This is a genomic window from Stenotrophomonas sp. STK16_22 (assembly GCF_051984505.1).
GTDB classification, from domain to species: domain Bacteria; phylum Pseudomonadota; class Gammaproteobacteria; order Xanthomonadales; family Xanthomonadaceae; genus Stenotrophomonas; species Stenotrophomonas maltophilia_A.
The window spans coordinates 418,456-433,568 of record NZ_CP196972.1; the positions used below are offsets into that span (position 1 = coordinate 418,456).

General features: G+C 65.7%; 12 protein-coding genes. 9 read left to right on the forward strand and 3 right to left on the reverse strand.

Annotated features, from left to right (window positions below):
- Window positions 1-8: 8 nt before the first annotated feature.
- From ACSYAO_RS01895 to ACSYAO_RS01905, 3 genes are all read right to left on the reverse strand, one after another.
- A complete protein-coding gene (locus ACSYAO_RS01895) occupies window positions 9-857 on the reverse strand; it encodes a MurR/RpiR family transcriptional regulator (RefSeq protein ID WP_049461891.1) in 849 nt (282 codons plus the stop codon).
- Window positions 858-1,473: 616 nt separating this feature from the next.
- Window positions 1,474-2,568, reverse strand: a complete 1,095-nt coding sequence (locus ACSYAO_RS01900) for a dipeptide epimerase (RefSeq protein ID WP_032130035.1) — start codon at window positions 2,566-2,568, stop codon at window positions 1,474-1,476.
- On the reverse strand, window positions 2,569-4,005 hold the full coding sequence (locus ACSYAO_RS01905; RefSeq protein WP_049421210.1) for a C40 family peptidase: 1,437 nt from the start codon (window positions 4,003-4,005) through the stop codon (window positions 2,569-2,571).
- Window positions 4,006-4,137: 132 nt separating this feature from the next.
- Here ACSYAO_RS01905 and ACSYAO_RS01910 point away from each other — a divergent pair, with 132 nt between their 5' ends.
- From ACSYAO_RS01910 to hglS, 9 genes are all read left to right on the forward strand, one after another.
- Entirely contained in the window at window positions 4,138-5,628 is a 1,491-nt protein-coding gene (locus ACSYAO_RS01910) for a transglutaminase-like domain-containing protein (RefSeq protein WP_049400066.1), read from the forward strand.
- A 51-nt stretch (window positions 5,629-5,679) separates the two neighbouring features.
- A complete protein-coding gene (locus tag ACSYAO_RS01915) occupies window positions 5,680-8,703 on the forward strand; it encodes a TonB-dependent receptor (RefSeq protein WP_049461772.1) in 3,024 nt (1,007 codons plus the stop codon).
- Between the two features lie 55 nt (window positions 8,704-8,758).
- The gene (locus ACSYAO_RS01920; RefSeq protein WP_049461773.1) at window positions 8,759-10,312 is read left to right on the forward strand and encodes a serine hydrolase domain-containing protein; all 1,554 of its coding nucleotides are present in this window, start codon (window positions 8,759-8,761) and stop codon (window positions 10,310-10,312) included.
- Complete coding sequence (locus tag ACSYAO_RS01925; RefSeq protein WP_049461774.1) at window positions 10,245-10,958, forward strand: M15 family metallopeptidase; 714 nt, start codon at window positions 10,245-10,247, stop codon at window positions 10,956-10,958. The genes ACSYAO_RS01920 and ACSYAO_RS01925 overlap by 68 nt, the downstream gene beginning before the upstream one ends.
- Window positions 10,959-11,168: 210 nt before the next feature.
- Window positions 11,169-11,540 (forward strand): hypothetical protein, encoded by a 372-nt coding sequence (locus ACSYAO_RS01930; RefSeq protein ID WP_032968343.1) that lies wholly within the window; start codon window positions 11,169-11,171, stop codon window positions 11,538-11,540.
- A 232-nt stretch (window positions 11,541-11,772) separates the two neighbouring features.
- On the forward strand, window positions 11,773-12,183 hold the full coding sequence (locus tag ACSYAO_RS01935) for an EF-hand domain-containing protein (protein WP_004139214.1): 411 nt from the start codon (window positions 11,773-11,775) through the stop codon (window positions 12,181-12,183).
- Window positions 12,184-12,278: 95 nt separating this feature from the next.
- On the forward strand, window positions 12,279-13,031 hold the full coding sequence (locus ACSYAO_RS01940; RefSeq protein ID WP_049462172.1) for an HAD family hydrolase: 753 nt from the start codon (window positions 12,279-12,281) through the stop codon (window positions 13,029-13,031).
- A 31-nt stretch (window positions 13,032-13,062) separates the two neighbouring features.
- Window positions 13,063-13,551: a hypothetical protein gene (locus tag ACSYAO_RS01945; RefSeq protein ID WP_049462171.1), complete on the forward strand. Its 489-nt coding sequence runs from the start codon at window positions 13,063-13,065 to the stop codon at window positions 13,549-13,551.
- A gap of 165 nt (window positions 13,552-13,716) precedes the next feature.
- Window positions 13,717-15,081 (forward strand): 2-oxoadipate dioxygenase/decarboxylase HglS, encoded by a 1,365-nt coding sequence (gene hglS / locus ACSYAO_RS01950; protein WP_049462170.1) that lies wholly within the window; start codon window positions 13,717-13,719, stop codon window positions 15,079-15,081.
- Window positions 15,082-15,113: the final 32 nt, after the last annotated feature.

Genomic DNA, 15,113 nt, shown 5'->3' on the forward strand with positions numbered 1-15,113 from the left:
CGCTCCGGTCAGGAATCCAGCAGGTGGTCGATCCGCTCCAGGTTCACCGCGAGCTGCTGCTGGCGATCCGGATTGGCGTGGCAGAGCAGCACGAACAGGAAATCGAGCAGCGCGTGCATGGCGCTACGGTACAGCAGCTGCGCGACCTGCGGCGTGCGGTCGTGCGCACACACCACCAGTGTTGCATCAGCATGCGCGCGCAGCGGGTTGGCGGTGTGGCGGGTGATGGAAATCACCTTGCCACCCATGTCCTGGAACTGGCGCGACAGCTGCGAAAGCTGGGGCAGGTTGCCGAACTCGGAGAACACCAGCAGCGCATCGCCGGGGCGCGCGGCCGACAGGTTGGCCAGCATCAGGATCGGGTCGGTATGCGGCACCACCAGCAGGCCGAGCAGCGACAATCGCATGGCGAACTCACGCGCGTACAGGCCGTCGTCACCCAGGCCGTACACGAACAGCTTCGGCGCGCCGTCGATCAGCTGCACGATGCGCTCGATTTCCCCGCGTGGATTGGCCTGGCGGGTTTCCTCCTCGGCCTGTGCCTTGCTGCGGCGCAGGGCCTCGCCGAGGCGCAGGTAGTCGTCACCGCTGTCCGGTTCGCTGGGCGCCTGTTGTGGATCGGCACCGGCGCGAGCCACATCCTGGCCGATCGAGTACTTCAGGTCCGGGTAGCCCTTGAAGCCGAGCTTCTGGCTGAACTTCACCACGCTGGACTGGCTGATGCCCAGCGCGCTGGCCAGCTGTTGGGACGAGTAGTCGCGCAGCAGGTGTGCGTTGTCGAGAATGAAGTCGGCGATGCGACGCTCGATGGCCGACATCTGCCCGCGCTCGGAACGGATCTTCAGCAGGGGCGGCATGCGGGGAGTCCGGGCATGTGTAGGCGCATTGCGGTTGGTCGCGTAGAGCGTGTCATGGAGTGGGTCGGGCGGGTGGGGTTTGCAGGGGACGCCGTGAATCCGTCCATGGAGGCTTGGCCGCGCTTGCTCGTTTGCGCTGTCCTGCGCAAACGGCAAGACCGGGGTTGGGCGTCCTGCCCAACCCGCCCGAGGCATGCCTCGGGCCCATGGCGCGGACACCCCTGCAAACCCCACCCGCCCGACCTCGGACACATCGCGCGCGTGCCAGCCGCGAAGGGGTTACGGGGTAGGGCAGAAGCAAGAGAAGGTGCATCCACGCGTGGCATGGATTTACTGGGTGCAGCTGTTGCTTTGGACGTTGAGTCCGCCTTGTAGCGAGCCGAGCACCGCAGGTCCTGCGAGGGCGAAGAGGCGCGGGTGTCTGAGCGCAGCGAGTTCCGCGCCGTCCCTTGACGGACCGAGGAGCGCAGGGCACCGACGTGCGCAGCACGTCGGCTCGCGGCTGGCGGAGCGTTTCTTTTGGTTACTTTTCTTTCCGCAGAAAGAAAAGTAACGCCCGACCAGGCATCAGATAAGCACGGCCCTTGTAGAGTCGAGCCATGCTCGACTGCGCGGGTCACCCCAGCATCTCCAGCCCGCGCACTTCGGTGATGCCCAGCCCCGGCACGTCGCTGATGCTGATCTCCGATTCGTTGAAGTGCACGCCGCCACTGACCGGGTCGAACTGGCCCAGCGAGGGGCCGTCGAGGTCGACCTTGGTGATCACATCGCTCTTGGCCACCGCGAGGTGCACGGCCGCAGCCACGCTGATGCTGGATTCGATCATGCAGCCGATCATGCACGGCACGCCGTAGATGCCGGCGATGTCGGCAATGCGGATCGCGTTGGACAGGCCGCCGGTCTTCATCAGCTTGATGTTGATGATGTCGGCCGCGCGCTGCTGGATCAGGTCCATCACCTGGCTCGGGCTGAACACGCTTTCGTCGGCCATCACCGGCGTGTTGACGCGGTCGGTCACGTACTTCAGGCCACTGATGTCGGCGGCCTTCACCGGCTGCTCCAGCAGCTCGAGCACCACGCCCGCTTCCTCCAGCGTGCGCATGGCATGCACCGCCTGCTTGGCCGTCCAGCCCTGGTTGGCGTCCAGCCGAAGCAGGGCGCGGCCTTCCACGGCGGCGTGGATCGCCTTGACCCGTTCGATGTCCAGACCGATGTCCTTGCCGACCTTGATTTTCAGCGACTCGAAGCCGCGCTCGATCGCCGACAGCGAATCGGCCACCATCTTGTCGATGTAGTCCACGCTGATGGTGATGTCGGTGGTGATCACCGGGTCGCCGCCACCCAGCATCTGGTACAGCGGCGCGCCATGCAGCTGTGCCCACAGGTCGTACAGCGCGATCTCCACCGCCGCCTTGGCGCTGGTGTTGCGCTCCATCGCGGTCTGCACCAGACCGCACAGGCGATTGAGGTTGGCCACGTCCTGGCCGATCAGGCGCGGCGCGATGAAGTGACGGATCGCCTCGATGATCGAGCCGTGGGTATCACCGGTGATCACCGCGGTGGCCGGCGCTTCGCCGTAGCCGGTGTGGCCGGTGTCGGTGCGGATCAGCACCACTACGTCTTCCACGGTTTCCACCGTGCGCAGGGCGGTCTTGAACGGTGTTTTCAGCGGCACGCGCAGCATGCCCAGTTCGATGGCAGTGATCTTCATTCAGGGGGTCTTGGCACGCAGGCGTTGGATGTTGGTGATGCGGTCGATGTAGCGGACGCTGTCGCTGGCCATCATCGGCTCAAGCGGGGTGACCGAAACACCATTGAGGTGGGCCTGCACACGCTTGCCGTCAGCACCGAACCAGCTGCCGCCCGCCGTATCGTGGATCACCCAGGTGCGGCCGTCGACGTGGCCGATGGCCATCATCACGTGGCCGGGGATGTAGACCAGGTCACCCACCTGCAGGTCGGTGACGGCGCGGTCGCGCACGGCCTTGCCGTCCTTGCCGGTGAATGGCACGCGGTCCAGCGCCGGGCTGACCGCCTGCGCGCTGGTATTGCGCGGCAGCAGCACGCCGAAGCTGCGGTAGATCTCGGAAACGAAACCGCTGCAGTCGCGGGTGTCGTAGTCGTGGCCCCAACCGTAGCGCTCGCCGAGGAACTTGAAGGCCTGCTGCAGCAGCAGGCGTGGGGTCAGCGGCAGATAGTCGGCGGCGGTGTCCTGCGAGCGCGGCAACAGCGCTGGTACCAGCTTCAATCGACCATCGGCCTCGCGTACCGGCAGCTGCACCACCCACGACGCATGTGCCTGCTGGCCGTTCACCGGCTCTGACGCCGGCCAGTCGGCCAGCACCGGCAAGCGCACGCCCATGTCCAGCTGCAGGCGCGAGACGCGCGGTTCTTCCGGGGTGTAGGCGGTCTGTGCGGTGGCGCCGGTGACGATCCGGTACGGTCCCTTCGCGCCGTAGCCGAGCACGGTGGCTTTGTCGCCGCTGGCGATGGCATCGGCCTCGATCCATGCGCTGTAGCGCTCGCTGTGCACGAACAGCCAGCGGCCGTCGGCGCTACGATGGACCACGGCGACCTTGTCGCCGGGGAACAGCGCCGATTCCTGGAAGCGATCGATGTCGATGTCACCGACGCTGCTGAAGACGCGCTCGCGGGTGGGGAAGGTGCGCAGTGCAGCGCGCTTCACCACCAGCCCGTATTGCGGTGTCGTCTGCGCGGGAATGGACTGTAGGCCCAGATTGGCTTCGGTCGCGCTGCGCAGTGCCGGCGCAACGGCCTGGCCCTTGTCGTTGTACAGAGTGCGGGTGGGCCAGCTCGACAGCGAGGTGATGCTGGCGCGCACCGCCGCCGCATCAAGCTGCTCGGGCAGTGCGGCGATGTCCTGGATGTGGCTGTCCTGTGACCGCATCCGTGCGTTCTGTGCCTCGATCTGGCTGCGGTCCAGGATCGGCACGTCTGCGTTGTCCAGGCGCGCGGTCCAGTACTGCGGGGTGAGGTAGGCCTCGTGCAGGCCGATCACATAGGGCAGCGGCGCGCCCGGGTCGGGCGGCGGGGCCGCCTGTGCAAAGGCCGGTGCGGCCAGCAGGCACAGGGCCAGGGTCAAGCGGCGTGGCCAATGCCGATGCCGTTCGCGGGAAGCCAGGATCATGCGCTGCACACCCTCCTCGAATGCCTGTTGGAATATTTATTCCTTTTGGCATCGAAAGCAAGAATAAATTATTGACCGGCATCCCGGCCCGTGTTACACAGCCGTTACCACCCGCGCTGGGGAAGTGTCGCTGTGGATCCTGCCGTTCGCAAACCACGTCTGCCTGCCACTGCCGGCCTGTGTGCCGCGCTGCTGCTGTGGGCGTGGTCGGCGGGAGCGGAGCCGCCACCCTCGGCCATCCAGTTTGCGCGGGTCGTGCAGATGATCGACGCGGGACGGTTCTCCGAAGCCGGCAGCGAACTGAACACCTGGTCGGCTGCGGACGCGGCGGAGCCTGGCGTCAGTTTCGACGACATCGCGTTCCAGGAAGAGCGCATGCGCCGCATCCGCCTGGATTTTTCCCTCGACGAAGCCGCCGCCAAGTCTGCCGTGCGCCGCTGGATTCCCGACCTGACCGACGAGGAATTCGCACGCTGGGACCAGCTTGGACTGATCGAACACCTCGACATCGATGGCACGCGCTGGTACTTCAAGCGCGCACCGTTGAACCTGTTCCTGCTCAGCGACGAGGCACGTGCGCGCCGCCGCGCGGATGCACCGATGCCGGCGCCGGGCCCAAACGAGGTGCTCAACGCGCACCACGCACGCGTGCTTGCCGCAGCGGAACAAAGTGGCCAGGCGTCGGTACTGCCGCAGCGCATTGAATTCACCCAGTCGCTCACGGTGAAAGCCGATGCGGTGCCGGCCGGCGAGACCGTACGCGCCTGGATTCCGTACCCGCGCGAGATACCCGGCCAGCAGGAGCAGGTGCAGTGGCTGGGCAGCACCCCGGGCAAGGCGCGCGTGGCACCAGCCAGCACCCTGCAGCGTACCGCCTATCTGGAAGCCAAAGCGGTGGCCGGGCAGCCGACCCGCTTCGAGGTCCGCTATGCGGTCACGATCCTGGCCCGGCATACCGCGATCGATCCGGCCAAGGTGCAGCCGACACCGGCCGATCCGGCACTGAAACCCTACCTGGCCGAGCAGCTGCCGCACGTGCGCTTCACGCCGGCGCTGAAGCTGTTCTCCGACCAGGTGCTGCAGGGGGAAACCCGCCCGTATGAAGTGGTGCGCAAGCTGTTTGCTGCCGTGGATCGCATTCCATGGGCCGGTGCGCGCGAATACTCCACGATCAGCAACATCAGCGATTACGCGCTGCATGCCGGGCATGCCGACTGTGGGCAGCAGACCCTGCTGTTGATCGCGCTGCTGCGCCTGAACGGCATTCCCGCACGCTGGCAGTCGGGCATGGTGTTCTCCGACGATGGCAGTGGTTACAACAACCTGCATGACTGGGGGCAGGTCTACCTGGCGCCGTATGGATGGCTGCCGATGGACGTGACCACCGGCGCACTGGCCAGCGACGTGCCGGCCCTGCGCGATTTCTACCTGGGTGGCCTCGACGGCTACCGCATCGCCTTCAACGACGATTTCGGCCAGGCCCTGGTGCCGGCCAAGCAGCACTTCCGCTCGGAAACGGTCGACTCGCAGCGCGGCGAGGCCGAGTGGGCTGGCGGCAACCTGTACTTCGACCAATGGAACTACGACTTCCAGTGGCGGGTACTGCCAGCCAGGCAACGCTAGCGCGACACATCGCACTCCACACCATTCGATTCTTGCAGGAGAGAGCAGGGGATGAAGGCTTACAGCATCAAGCGGGCGGCGTTGTGCGTCGCCCTTGGGGCGTGTCTGGGCGTGATGCTGCCCGGCACCGCAATGGCGCAGAACGTGAGCGGCGCGGTGGCGGGCCGCGCCACCGCCGGTGATCAGGTGACCGTGGTCAGCAACAGCACGGGCCTGACCCGCTCTGTCACGGTCGGTGCCGATGGCAGCTATCGCCTGGGCCAGCTACCGGTGGGCGACTACCAGTTGCAGCTCAGCCGTGATGGCCAGAAGCTGGGTGATCAGGTTGCTGTCAGCGTCGCGATCGGCGGCACCACCACGGTCAATCTGGCAAGCGGCGGCGGCGTCACCAATCTCGATGCACTGCAGGTGGTCGGCACACGCGTGGTCAATCGCGTGGATGTCTATTCCACCGAAACATCCTTCAACATCAATCGACAGGAAATCTCGCGCCTTCCTGTGGCGCAGGACCTGTCTGCGGTCGCACTGATGGCGCCTGGCGTGGTCGGCGGCAACTCGTCGTTTGGTGGCTTGTCCTTCGCCGGCTCGTCGGTGGCTGAAAATGCCGTCTTCATCAATGGCCTGAATGTCACCGACATGTACACCCGTCGCGGCTTCAGTACCGCGCCGTTCGCCTTCTTCAAGGAGTTTCAGGTCAAGACCGGCGGATACTCGGTCGAGTTCGGCCGCTCCACCGGTGGCGTGATCAATGCGGTGACCCGTTCGGGCAGCAACGAGTTCGAAGGCGGCGTGGAAGTCACCGCTGAACCCAGTGCATGGCGCTCCAGCGGCGGCGACCACTTCCATCGTGATGGAACCCCGCATTCGTATGGCAGCCGCGACAACAACTCGTTCCTGAAGACCAACGTGTGGGGCTCCGGTCCGATCATCAAGGACAAGCTGTTCCTGTTCGCGATGTATGAAGACCGCAGTGACAAAGGGCACAACACCTCGTCCGATGGCAGTACCTGGTTCAAGAATGATTCCGGCAACGGTTTCTGGGGCACCAAGCTGGACTGGAACATCAACGACAACCACAGCCTGGCACTGCTGGCGTTCTCCGACGAAGGTGACGTCACCAACGCCTCGTATGGCTACAACTGGAACGCAGACCAGCTCGGTGCATGGGGCGGTGATTCGGTCACCGAGACGGGTGGTCGCAACTGGTCGGCCACCTATACCGGCCACTTCGGCCAGAACTTCACCGCCCGCGCCATGGTCGGCCAGAACAACCAGCGTGCGTTCACCAATTCGTCGCTGGATCAGGCGTGCAGCCCGGTGTTCACCGACAGCACCTACGGCCCGCGCCTGGGCAAGCTGCAGGGCCTGCGCGCAGGCTGCCACCCCACCGGCACGGCAGTGGCCGAGCGTGACGATACCCGTGACGTGGCGCGACTGGACTTCGAATGGCAGCTGGGTGATCACCTGCTACGCTTCGGTGTCGACCGTGAGCTGATGACCACAAAGCAGTCCACCCGCTACCCCGGTCCGACCGAGTTGAGCTACACGGCCTACGTAGCGCGACCTGGCGACGAAGTCTGGGACGGTGCCAATGCCTACGTGCCAGCAGGCGTTACCGAAATGCTGCGTGCGCGCAACCGCAAGTCGGGAGGCACGTTCGAGACTGAAGCCAATGCCTTCTACGTGGAAGACATCTGGAACATCACTCCGAACCTGATGCTCAACCTCGGCGTGCGCTGGGACCGTTTCGAAAACCGCACCGCCGCCGGCAAGGCGTTCATCAAGATGGACGACCTGGTCGCGCCGCGTGTGGGCTTCTCGTGGGACATGCGCGGTGATGGCAGCACCAAGCTCTTCGGCAACGCCGGCCGCTACTACCTGCCGGTTACCAACAACATCAACGTGAACTTCGCCGGTGGTCTCACCGACGAATACAGCTATTACGTGCTCAATGGCTGGGAACAGAAGACCTCGCCGACAGGCTCGCCGTACATGGCACCGATCGTCGGCCAGCAGATCGGGCCGACCGACACCCGCATGAACACCGGCGGTGCCGACCTGCGCCAGAGCGTGGACCGCGATCTCAAGGCGGTCTACCAGGACGAGTACATCCTGGGCTTCCAGAACATGATCAACCAGGCGTGGTCCTGGGGCGTCAACGCCACCTACCGGCGCATGACCCGCGCTCTGGATGACATCCGCATCAACTACACCCCGTGCGGCCCGACCCCCAGCACGCTGTGGCCGATCGCCAACCCGGGCGAGAGCCTGACGATCTGGGGCGACAAGAGCATCGGTTGCGCCAACGAAGGCTGGATCACCATCGACACCGCCAACAGCGGCTATCGAAAGGGCGGCAGTGGCGAGGTGATCGGTTACTCCAAGCCCAAGCGTACCTACAAGGCGCTGGAGTTCCAGATCGACCGTGCATGGGACGAGAAGTGGATGTTCAACGCGTCCTACCTGTGGTCGAAGAGTGAAGGCAACTTCGAAGGACCAGTGAACTCCGATACCAACTACGGTGATACCGGCATGGTCCAGTTCTGGGACCACCCCGCCACCAACGAGCGCTACGGCGTACTGTTCAACGACTTCCGCCACCAGTTCAAGCTGCGAGCTGCGTACGCACTGAACAAGCAATGGTCCTTCGGCACCACGTTGCAGGTGCAGTCCGGTGGCCCGATCACTGCGTATGGCGTGATGTGGCCAAACGACTCCATCGCCGGTGGCAGTACCTCCAGTGAAGGTAGTGGCGGTGGCACCGGTTGGCTGTGCGTGGCCAACTGCTCCGGCCCATACAACCAGCGACAGTTCGAGTACAGTCCGCGCGGCGCGTTCGGTCGCCTGCCATGGACGTGGACCATGGGCGCCAATGTGACGTGGCGTTTGCCGGTGGAAGGCATCGACCTCAGCGCACGGCTGTCGGTCTACAACCTGTTCAACAATCAGAAGACCATCAACGTGCACCAGCGCTATGAAGCGCAGCCCGGCCAGTACCGCGAGGCGACGTTCGCCACCGGGACGCGCTGGCAGGCTCCGCGCTATACACAGTTGGTGGTGACCTGGAATTTCTGAGGCTGCATCCCGTGCCGTCCGTGTGGGCGGCGCGGGCATTGGAAGGGAAGCGTGCATGCATCATCTGCTGATCCTCGCAGCGGCACTGGCCGCACCCTCCGCTTCGGCGGTCGATACCGCATCCATCGATGCCGATGTCGCCGCCGTGGTCCAGCATAAGCACCTGCCCGGGCTGGCCATGGCGGTGGTCGAGAATGGGCACGTGGTCTATCGCCATGCCGAGGGCGCGCGCGGTGATGGCGGCCGCATCGACGAGGACACGCTGTTCAAGATCGCCTCCAACAGCAAGGCGATGACCGCCGCGTTGCTGGCGCGGCTGGTGCAGCAGGGCAAGCTGCGCTGGGATGACCCGGTGCGGCGGCACCTGCCGGGCTTCCGCATGCATGACGCATGGGTGGGCCAGCAGATGCAGGTGCGCGACCTGCTGATCCACAACAGCGGTCTCGGTCTGGGCGCCGGTGATCTGATGCTGTGGCCGGAGCCGAACACGTTCACCCGCGCCGACATCATTGCCGGACTGGCGCACTTGAAGCCGGTCAGCAGCTTCCGCAGCCACTATGCCTACGACAACCTGATGTATGTGGTGGCCGGCGAAGTGGCCGCTGCGGCCGGTGGCAAATCGTACGACCAGTTGATGCGCGAGCAGGTGTTTGAACCACTCGGCATGACGCGCTGCCAGGTGGGGGCCTGGTCGGTGAAGCGCGTAGGCAACGTCGCGCAGCCACATGCCTGGCGTCGTGATCGCAATGAGGTGGTGAACGCTGACGGTGCCATCAGCCCGGACCTGCCTTCCATGGCTGCCGGAGGCATCCGCTGTTCGCTGCGCGACATGACGCGCTGGATGCAGGTACTGCTTGATCCTGCCGTGGTGCAGGATTGGTTGGATAGTGAACAGCGCCGCACGTTGTGGACATTACACGTGCCGATGCCGCTGGGTGAGCGCCAGCGGCGCTGGGACAACGCGCATTTCTACGGCTACGGCTATGGCTGGCGCGTGTCTGACATGGATGGGCAGTGGAAGGTGGCACACACCGGCACGCTGTCAGGGATGTACTCGTCGCTGGCGCTGCTGCCCGACCGCAAGGTGGGTGTGGTGATGCTGATCAATGGCGAAGGCGAGGATGCGCGTACCGCGTTGATGCAGGCCGCGCTGAAGCGCTTCACCGCAGCGGACGATGCGCGGCCTGCGATGGAGTACCTGGCCGAATTGAAGGCAGACCAGGCAACGCGGGCGGCGACCGGCCATTCGCGGCCGTCCACCGTTGCGGCGCAGGAGACGAGCCGCACGGATCTGCCGCACTGGCAGGGCCGTTACCGCGATCCGTGGCTGGGCCCGGCCTCACTGTGCCCGGGCGCGGACGGCCTGCGCTTCAGCGTGGACAAGTCGCCCCGGCTGCAGGCCACGGTGCTGCAGTTGCAGGGGCGTTGGCTGCTGCGCTGGGATACGCTGGGCGAAGACGCACAGGCCTGGCTGCAGCCCGGTGACGGTGCGCCGCCCACACTGGACCTGCGTGCCATCGACCCGGACATCGACTTCAGCTATGACTTCCAGGACCTGCATTTCACTCGTACTGGCGACTGCCCTGGCAGCGAGCGCCAGCGCCGCTGAGCCGCCGCGTGTTTCGCCGGCCACCGATGCCGCCAGCGCCGGATTCGTGGAGATCCGCACGTTGTCGCCAGGCATCGAGATGGACATCCGCTACGCCGGCGCCAACAACTTCACCGGCGCGCGCGTGCCGGGTTACGAGGGGCCGTCCTGTTACCTGCTGGCGCCGGTGGCGAAGGCACTGGCACAGGTGGAACAGGACCTGCGCGCGGATGGCTTTGGCCTGCGCCTCTACGACTGCTACCGGCCGGTGCGCTCGGTGCAGGCCTTCATGGCCTGGGTGAACGATCCGCGCGAGCGCTCGCGCAAGGCTCTGCAGTACCCGGATCTGGACAAGCCACGGCTGCTGGCCGACGGCTACATCGCCGAGCGCTCCGGCCATAGCCGCGGTGCCACGGTGGATCTGGGGCTGCTGGATTGCGGCAGTGGTGCATGTACGCCGTTGGACATGGGCACCGACTTCGATTTCTTCGGGCCACGCGCGCATACGCAGACGAGCGGGCTGAGTGCTGCGCAGCAGGCGAATCGCAAGCAGCTGGTGCAGGCGATGGCACGCCGTGGTTTCGTCAACTATCCGCAGGAGTGGTGGCACTACACCCTGCAGCCCGAACCGGACCCGGGCACCGCATACGACGTCCCCGTGCGGTAGGGACATCGGCGGAGGGGCGCTGCTGTTGGTAGGTGTCGACCTTGGTCGACACGGTAGATCCACGCCATGCGTGGACGCCTTTCGTTCAATCATCGGAGTATTCGATTTCGATGGGGATTCATCCACGCATGGCGTGGATCTACCGGGGCTAACGGATTGGGTCCGAGGCAGATCCCTTACACTGGCCGCCTCTTCATCCCTGCCCACCCGATGAACCTTCCCCTGCACTTCGGCCTGCTCGGTACCCTCGAAGCGGGCGCCATTGCCCTGCTGGTCGGGCTGCTGGTGTACTTCCTGTGGTCGCAGCTGTGCCGGCTCCTGCACTGGACGGTTGGCCACGCGATCGGCTGGTCCTGCGTCATCGCCGTGATCATCTCCGCCGGCATCGATGCCTGGAAGCTGTTCTACATGGGCATCGTGCGTCTGGAGTCGCCCCTGTATGCGCGCCTTTTCCTCGCCACCATCCACGATCCGAACGAACTCGGCAGCCGCGTGGTGCTGGAAATCGCCGGCGCGCTCGCCGGTGTTGCCCTCGGCTGGGTGGTGTTCAGTTCGCGGTCATCGGCTCAGAACGTCGACTGACGCAGGTTTTTTGTTCGCTGCCGGTTAAATCAGGCAGCGCTGAATGCGCAGCTTATGAGCCACTCACTTCGTGCTAACCACCGCGCTAAAGCATGCGCGTAGGCGAGTGGTTAATCGTGCGTGTTGACGCCGGTCGCGGGGCAAAATCGATTCAGAAACGCGGTGGCAGGGTAGGTGCCGTGCGGAGACAACACGCCGCGCAACACCACCCAATTGGTAGGAGACACCCCTGATGACTATTCGCAACCGCAAGCCCCTGATCGCCCTGATCGTCGCCGCCGGCAGCGTGCTGGCCATTCCGGCGATGGCCCAGTCGGCCAAGCAGCAGGCCGCGCAGGCACAGAACGAGGCCGCGCAGGCGCAGCAGTCGGCGGCACAGGCAGGGCAGGCGGCTGACCAGGCGACCAACGCGGCCGCAGCGGCTTCGGCACAGGCCAATGGCGGTGGCCAGACCTGGGCCAGCATCGATACCGATGGCAACGGCACCATCAGCAAGACCGAGGCGCAGGTGAACGCAGGCCTGGCCCAGGTGTTCGACCAGGCCGATACCAACAAGGACGGCGAGCTGAGCGCCGACGAGTACAAGGCCTACGTGGCCGCCCAGCAGGCCGGTGCAGGTGCCGGCGCGGCGCAGGGCCGCTGATCCACGCCTGATTCGGGAAGACCGGTGCATGGGGACCCGGGCGGCTGCGGCCGCCCGGGTTTTTATCGTCACCAGCACCCCTGTATCCTTGTGCGATGAACACCCCCACGCCTGCGCCGTCGCGCGCCATCGGCCTGGTCGGTTTTGACGGTGACGATACGCTGTGGAAGAGCGAGGACTACTACCGCAAGGCCGAGCAGGATTATCTTGACCTGCTGTCGCGCTACGTCGACGTGCATGACACGCAGACCGCGCGCCACCTGCTGGAAGTGCAGCAGCGCCACCTGGGCACCTTCGGTTACGGCGTGAAGAGCATGACGCTGTCGATGATCGAAGCGGCCATCGACATCACCGGCCAGCGCATCGAGGCCAAGGACATCCAGCGCATCCTGGACATCGGCCACGACACCCTGCGCCACCCGGTCGAGCTGATCGACGGCGTGCGTGAAGCAGTCGCTGCGATCGCCGAAGATTATCCAGTGGTGCTGATCACCAAGGGCGACCTGTTCCACCAGGAAGCGAAGATCAAGGTCGCCAACCTGGCCGAGCTGTTCCCGCGCATCGAGATCGTCTCCGAGAAGGACCCGGAGACCTACGCCCGCGTGCTGGCCGAATTCGACCTGCCGATGCAGCGCTTCGTGATGGTCGGCAACTCGCTGCGCTCGGACATCGAGCCGGTGGTGACCTTGGGTGGCTGGGGCGTGCATACCCCGTACGCGGTGACCTGGGCCCACGAGACCCAGCACGGCGTGGCCGACGACGAACCGCGCATGGTCACTGCCGATACCGCCCATGATTGGCCGGCCGCACTGGCCGCGATCGAGGCCAAGGCCTCGGCGGCGGCCTGACAGGACCCGGCGGCTGCGGCAGAATCGTGGCATGAACGTCCGACTGCGCGCGCTGTTGTTGTCCCTGCTGCTGGTGCCGGCCATCGTGCTGGCCCAGCAGACCGCCAAGCGTTCGGCGGCCTACACGGTGGAAACCGGTGACCGCTGGGTCGATGCCCAGCTGCAGGACATCAACCACTACGCCGAACGCTACCCCGACGCCTTCCTCGACGAAGTGTCGCGCTATGCCGAGGTGCCGCGCGGTTACATCAGCGCGCTGTTCACCACCCATGGCTGGCAGGCCGGGGATATCTACTTCGCCTGCTTCTGGGCCAAGGCCAGCGGCCAGACCTGTCGCGACAGCGTGCGCGCCTTCAGCCAGGACCCGGAGGGCGGCTGGGAGGCGGTGGTGAAGCGCATGCCGGCCAAGCCGGACAACCTGCATTACCGCGCCGTGCGCCATGCCATCGTGGCCAGCTACCAGCACTGGGACCGGCCGATCACCCTGGATGCCACCCTGAGGCGCCAGCTCAAGCGGTAGTGCCGGCCACTGGCCGGCAACTGCATCCTTCCAGGCATCCGGAGGTTGCCGGCCAGCGGCCGGCACTACCGATTTCCTTCATGTTGCTCTGCATATCGCCGCGGCCCCGCGCTCCGGCGACAATACGGGTTCGAGCTGTTCCCCGTTCCCGTAATCGAGTGACTGATGAGCGCCTCTTTCGTTTCGCCTGATATGATCCGCCGCCTGTTCGCGCAGGCCATGTCCCGCATGTACCGCACCGAAGTGCCGCTGTACGGCACGCTGGTGGAACTGGTGGAGCGGATCAACGCGCAGGTGCTTGACCAGGACCCTGCGCTGGCCGCACAGCTGCAGCGCAACGACGAGCGTGCGCGCCTGGATGAAGAGCGCCACGGCGCGATCCGCGTTGGTACCGTGCAGGAACTGGCCACGCTGCGCCGCCTGTTCGCGGTGATGGGCATGTACCCGGTCGGCTACTACGACCTGTCGGTGGCCGGCGTGCCGGTGCACTCCACCGCGTTCCGCCCGCTCACCGGCGCCGCGCTGGCGCAGAACCCGTTCCGCGTGTTCACCTCGCTGCTGCGCCTGGAGCTGATCGAAGACGAAGCGCTGCGTGCCGAATCGGCAAAGATCCTTGCACGTCGCCGCATCTTCACCGAGGGCGCGCTGGCGCTGATCGAGCAGGCCGAGCGTGACGGCGGGCTCTCGCAGGCCGATGCCGAGCGCTTCGTCGAGGAAGCACTGGAAACCTTCCGCTGGCATGGCGATGCCACGGTCGACCTGCCGACCTACCACGCGCTGCACAACGCGCATCGCCTGGTGGCCGACGTGGTCAGCTTCCGTGGCCCGCACATCAACCATCTGACCCCGCGTACGCTGGATATCGACGCGGCGCAGGCGGCGATGATCGAGCATGGCATGGCCGCCAAGGCGGTGATCGAAGGTCCGCCGCGCCGTGCCTGCCCGATCCTGTTGCGGCAGACCAGCTTCAAGGCACTGGAAGAAGCCGTGCATTTCCCGGACAGCGAGGGTGGCGATGCCGGCACCCACACCGCGCGCTTCGGCGAGATCGAACAGCGGGGCCTTGCGCTTACCCCGAAGGGCCGCGCGCTGTACGACCAGCTGCTGTCGCAGGCCCGCGATGCCGGTGGCGAAGGCAGCACCGGCGGCGACTACGGCCAGCGCCTGCAGGCGGTGTTCGCCAGCTTCCCGGATGACCATGACACGCTGCGCCAGGAAGGACTGGGCTATTACCGCTACCAGCTGACCGACGCTGGCCGCGCCGCGCCGGAGCGCGTGGCCGATCTGCCCGCCGAAGTGCTGGTGGCCGCCGGCCTGGCCACGGCCGACCCGATCGTCTATGAGGATTTCCTGCCGGTCAGTGCGGCGGGCATCTTCCAGTCGAACCTGGGCGGCGAAGAACAGCGTGCGTATGCCGCACACGCCAACCGCGAGGCCTTCGAGCAGGCGCTGGGCGTGGCGGTGAATGACGAGTTCGAGATCTACGAGCGGCTGCAGGCTGAGTCGCTGGCGGCGCTGCGCACCGCGTGAAGGTAGAGCCGGCCGCTGGCCGGCTGTTCTGG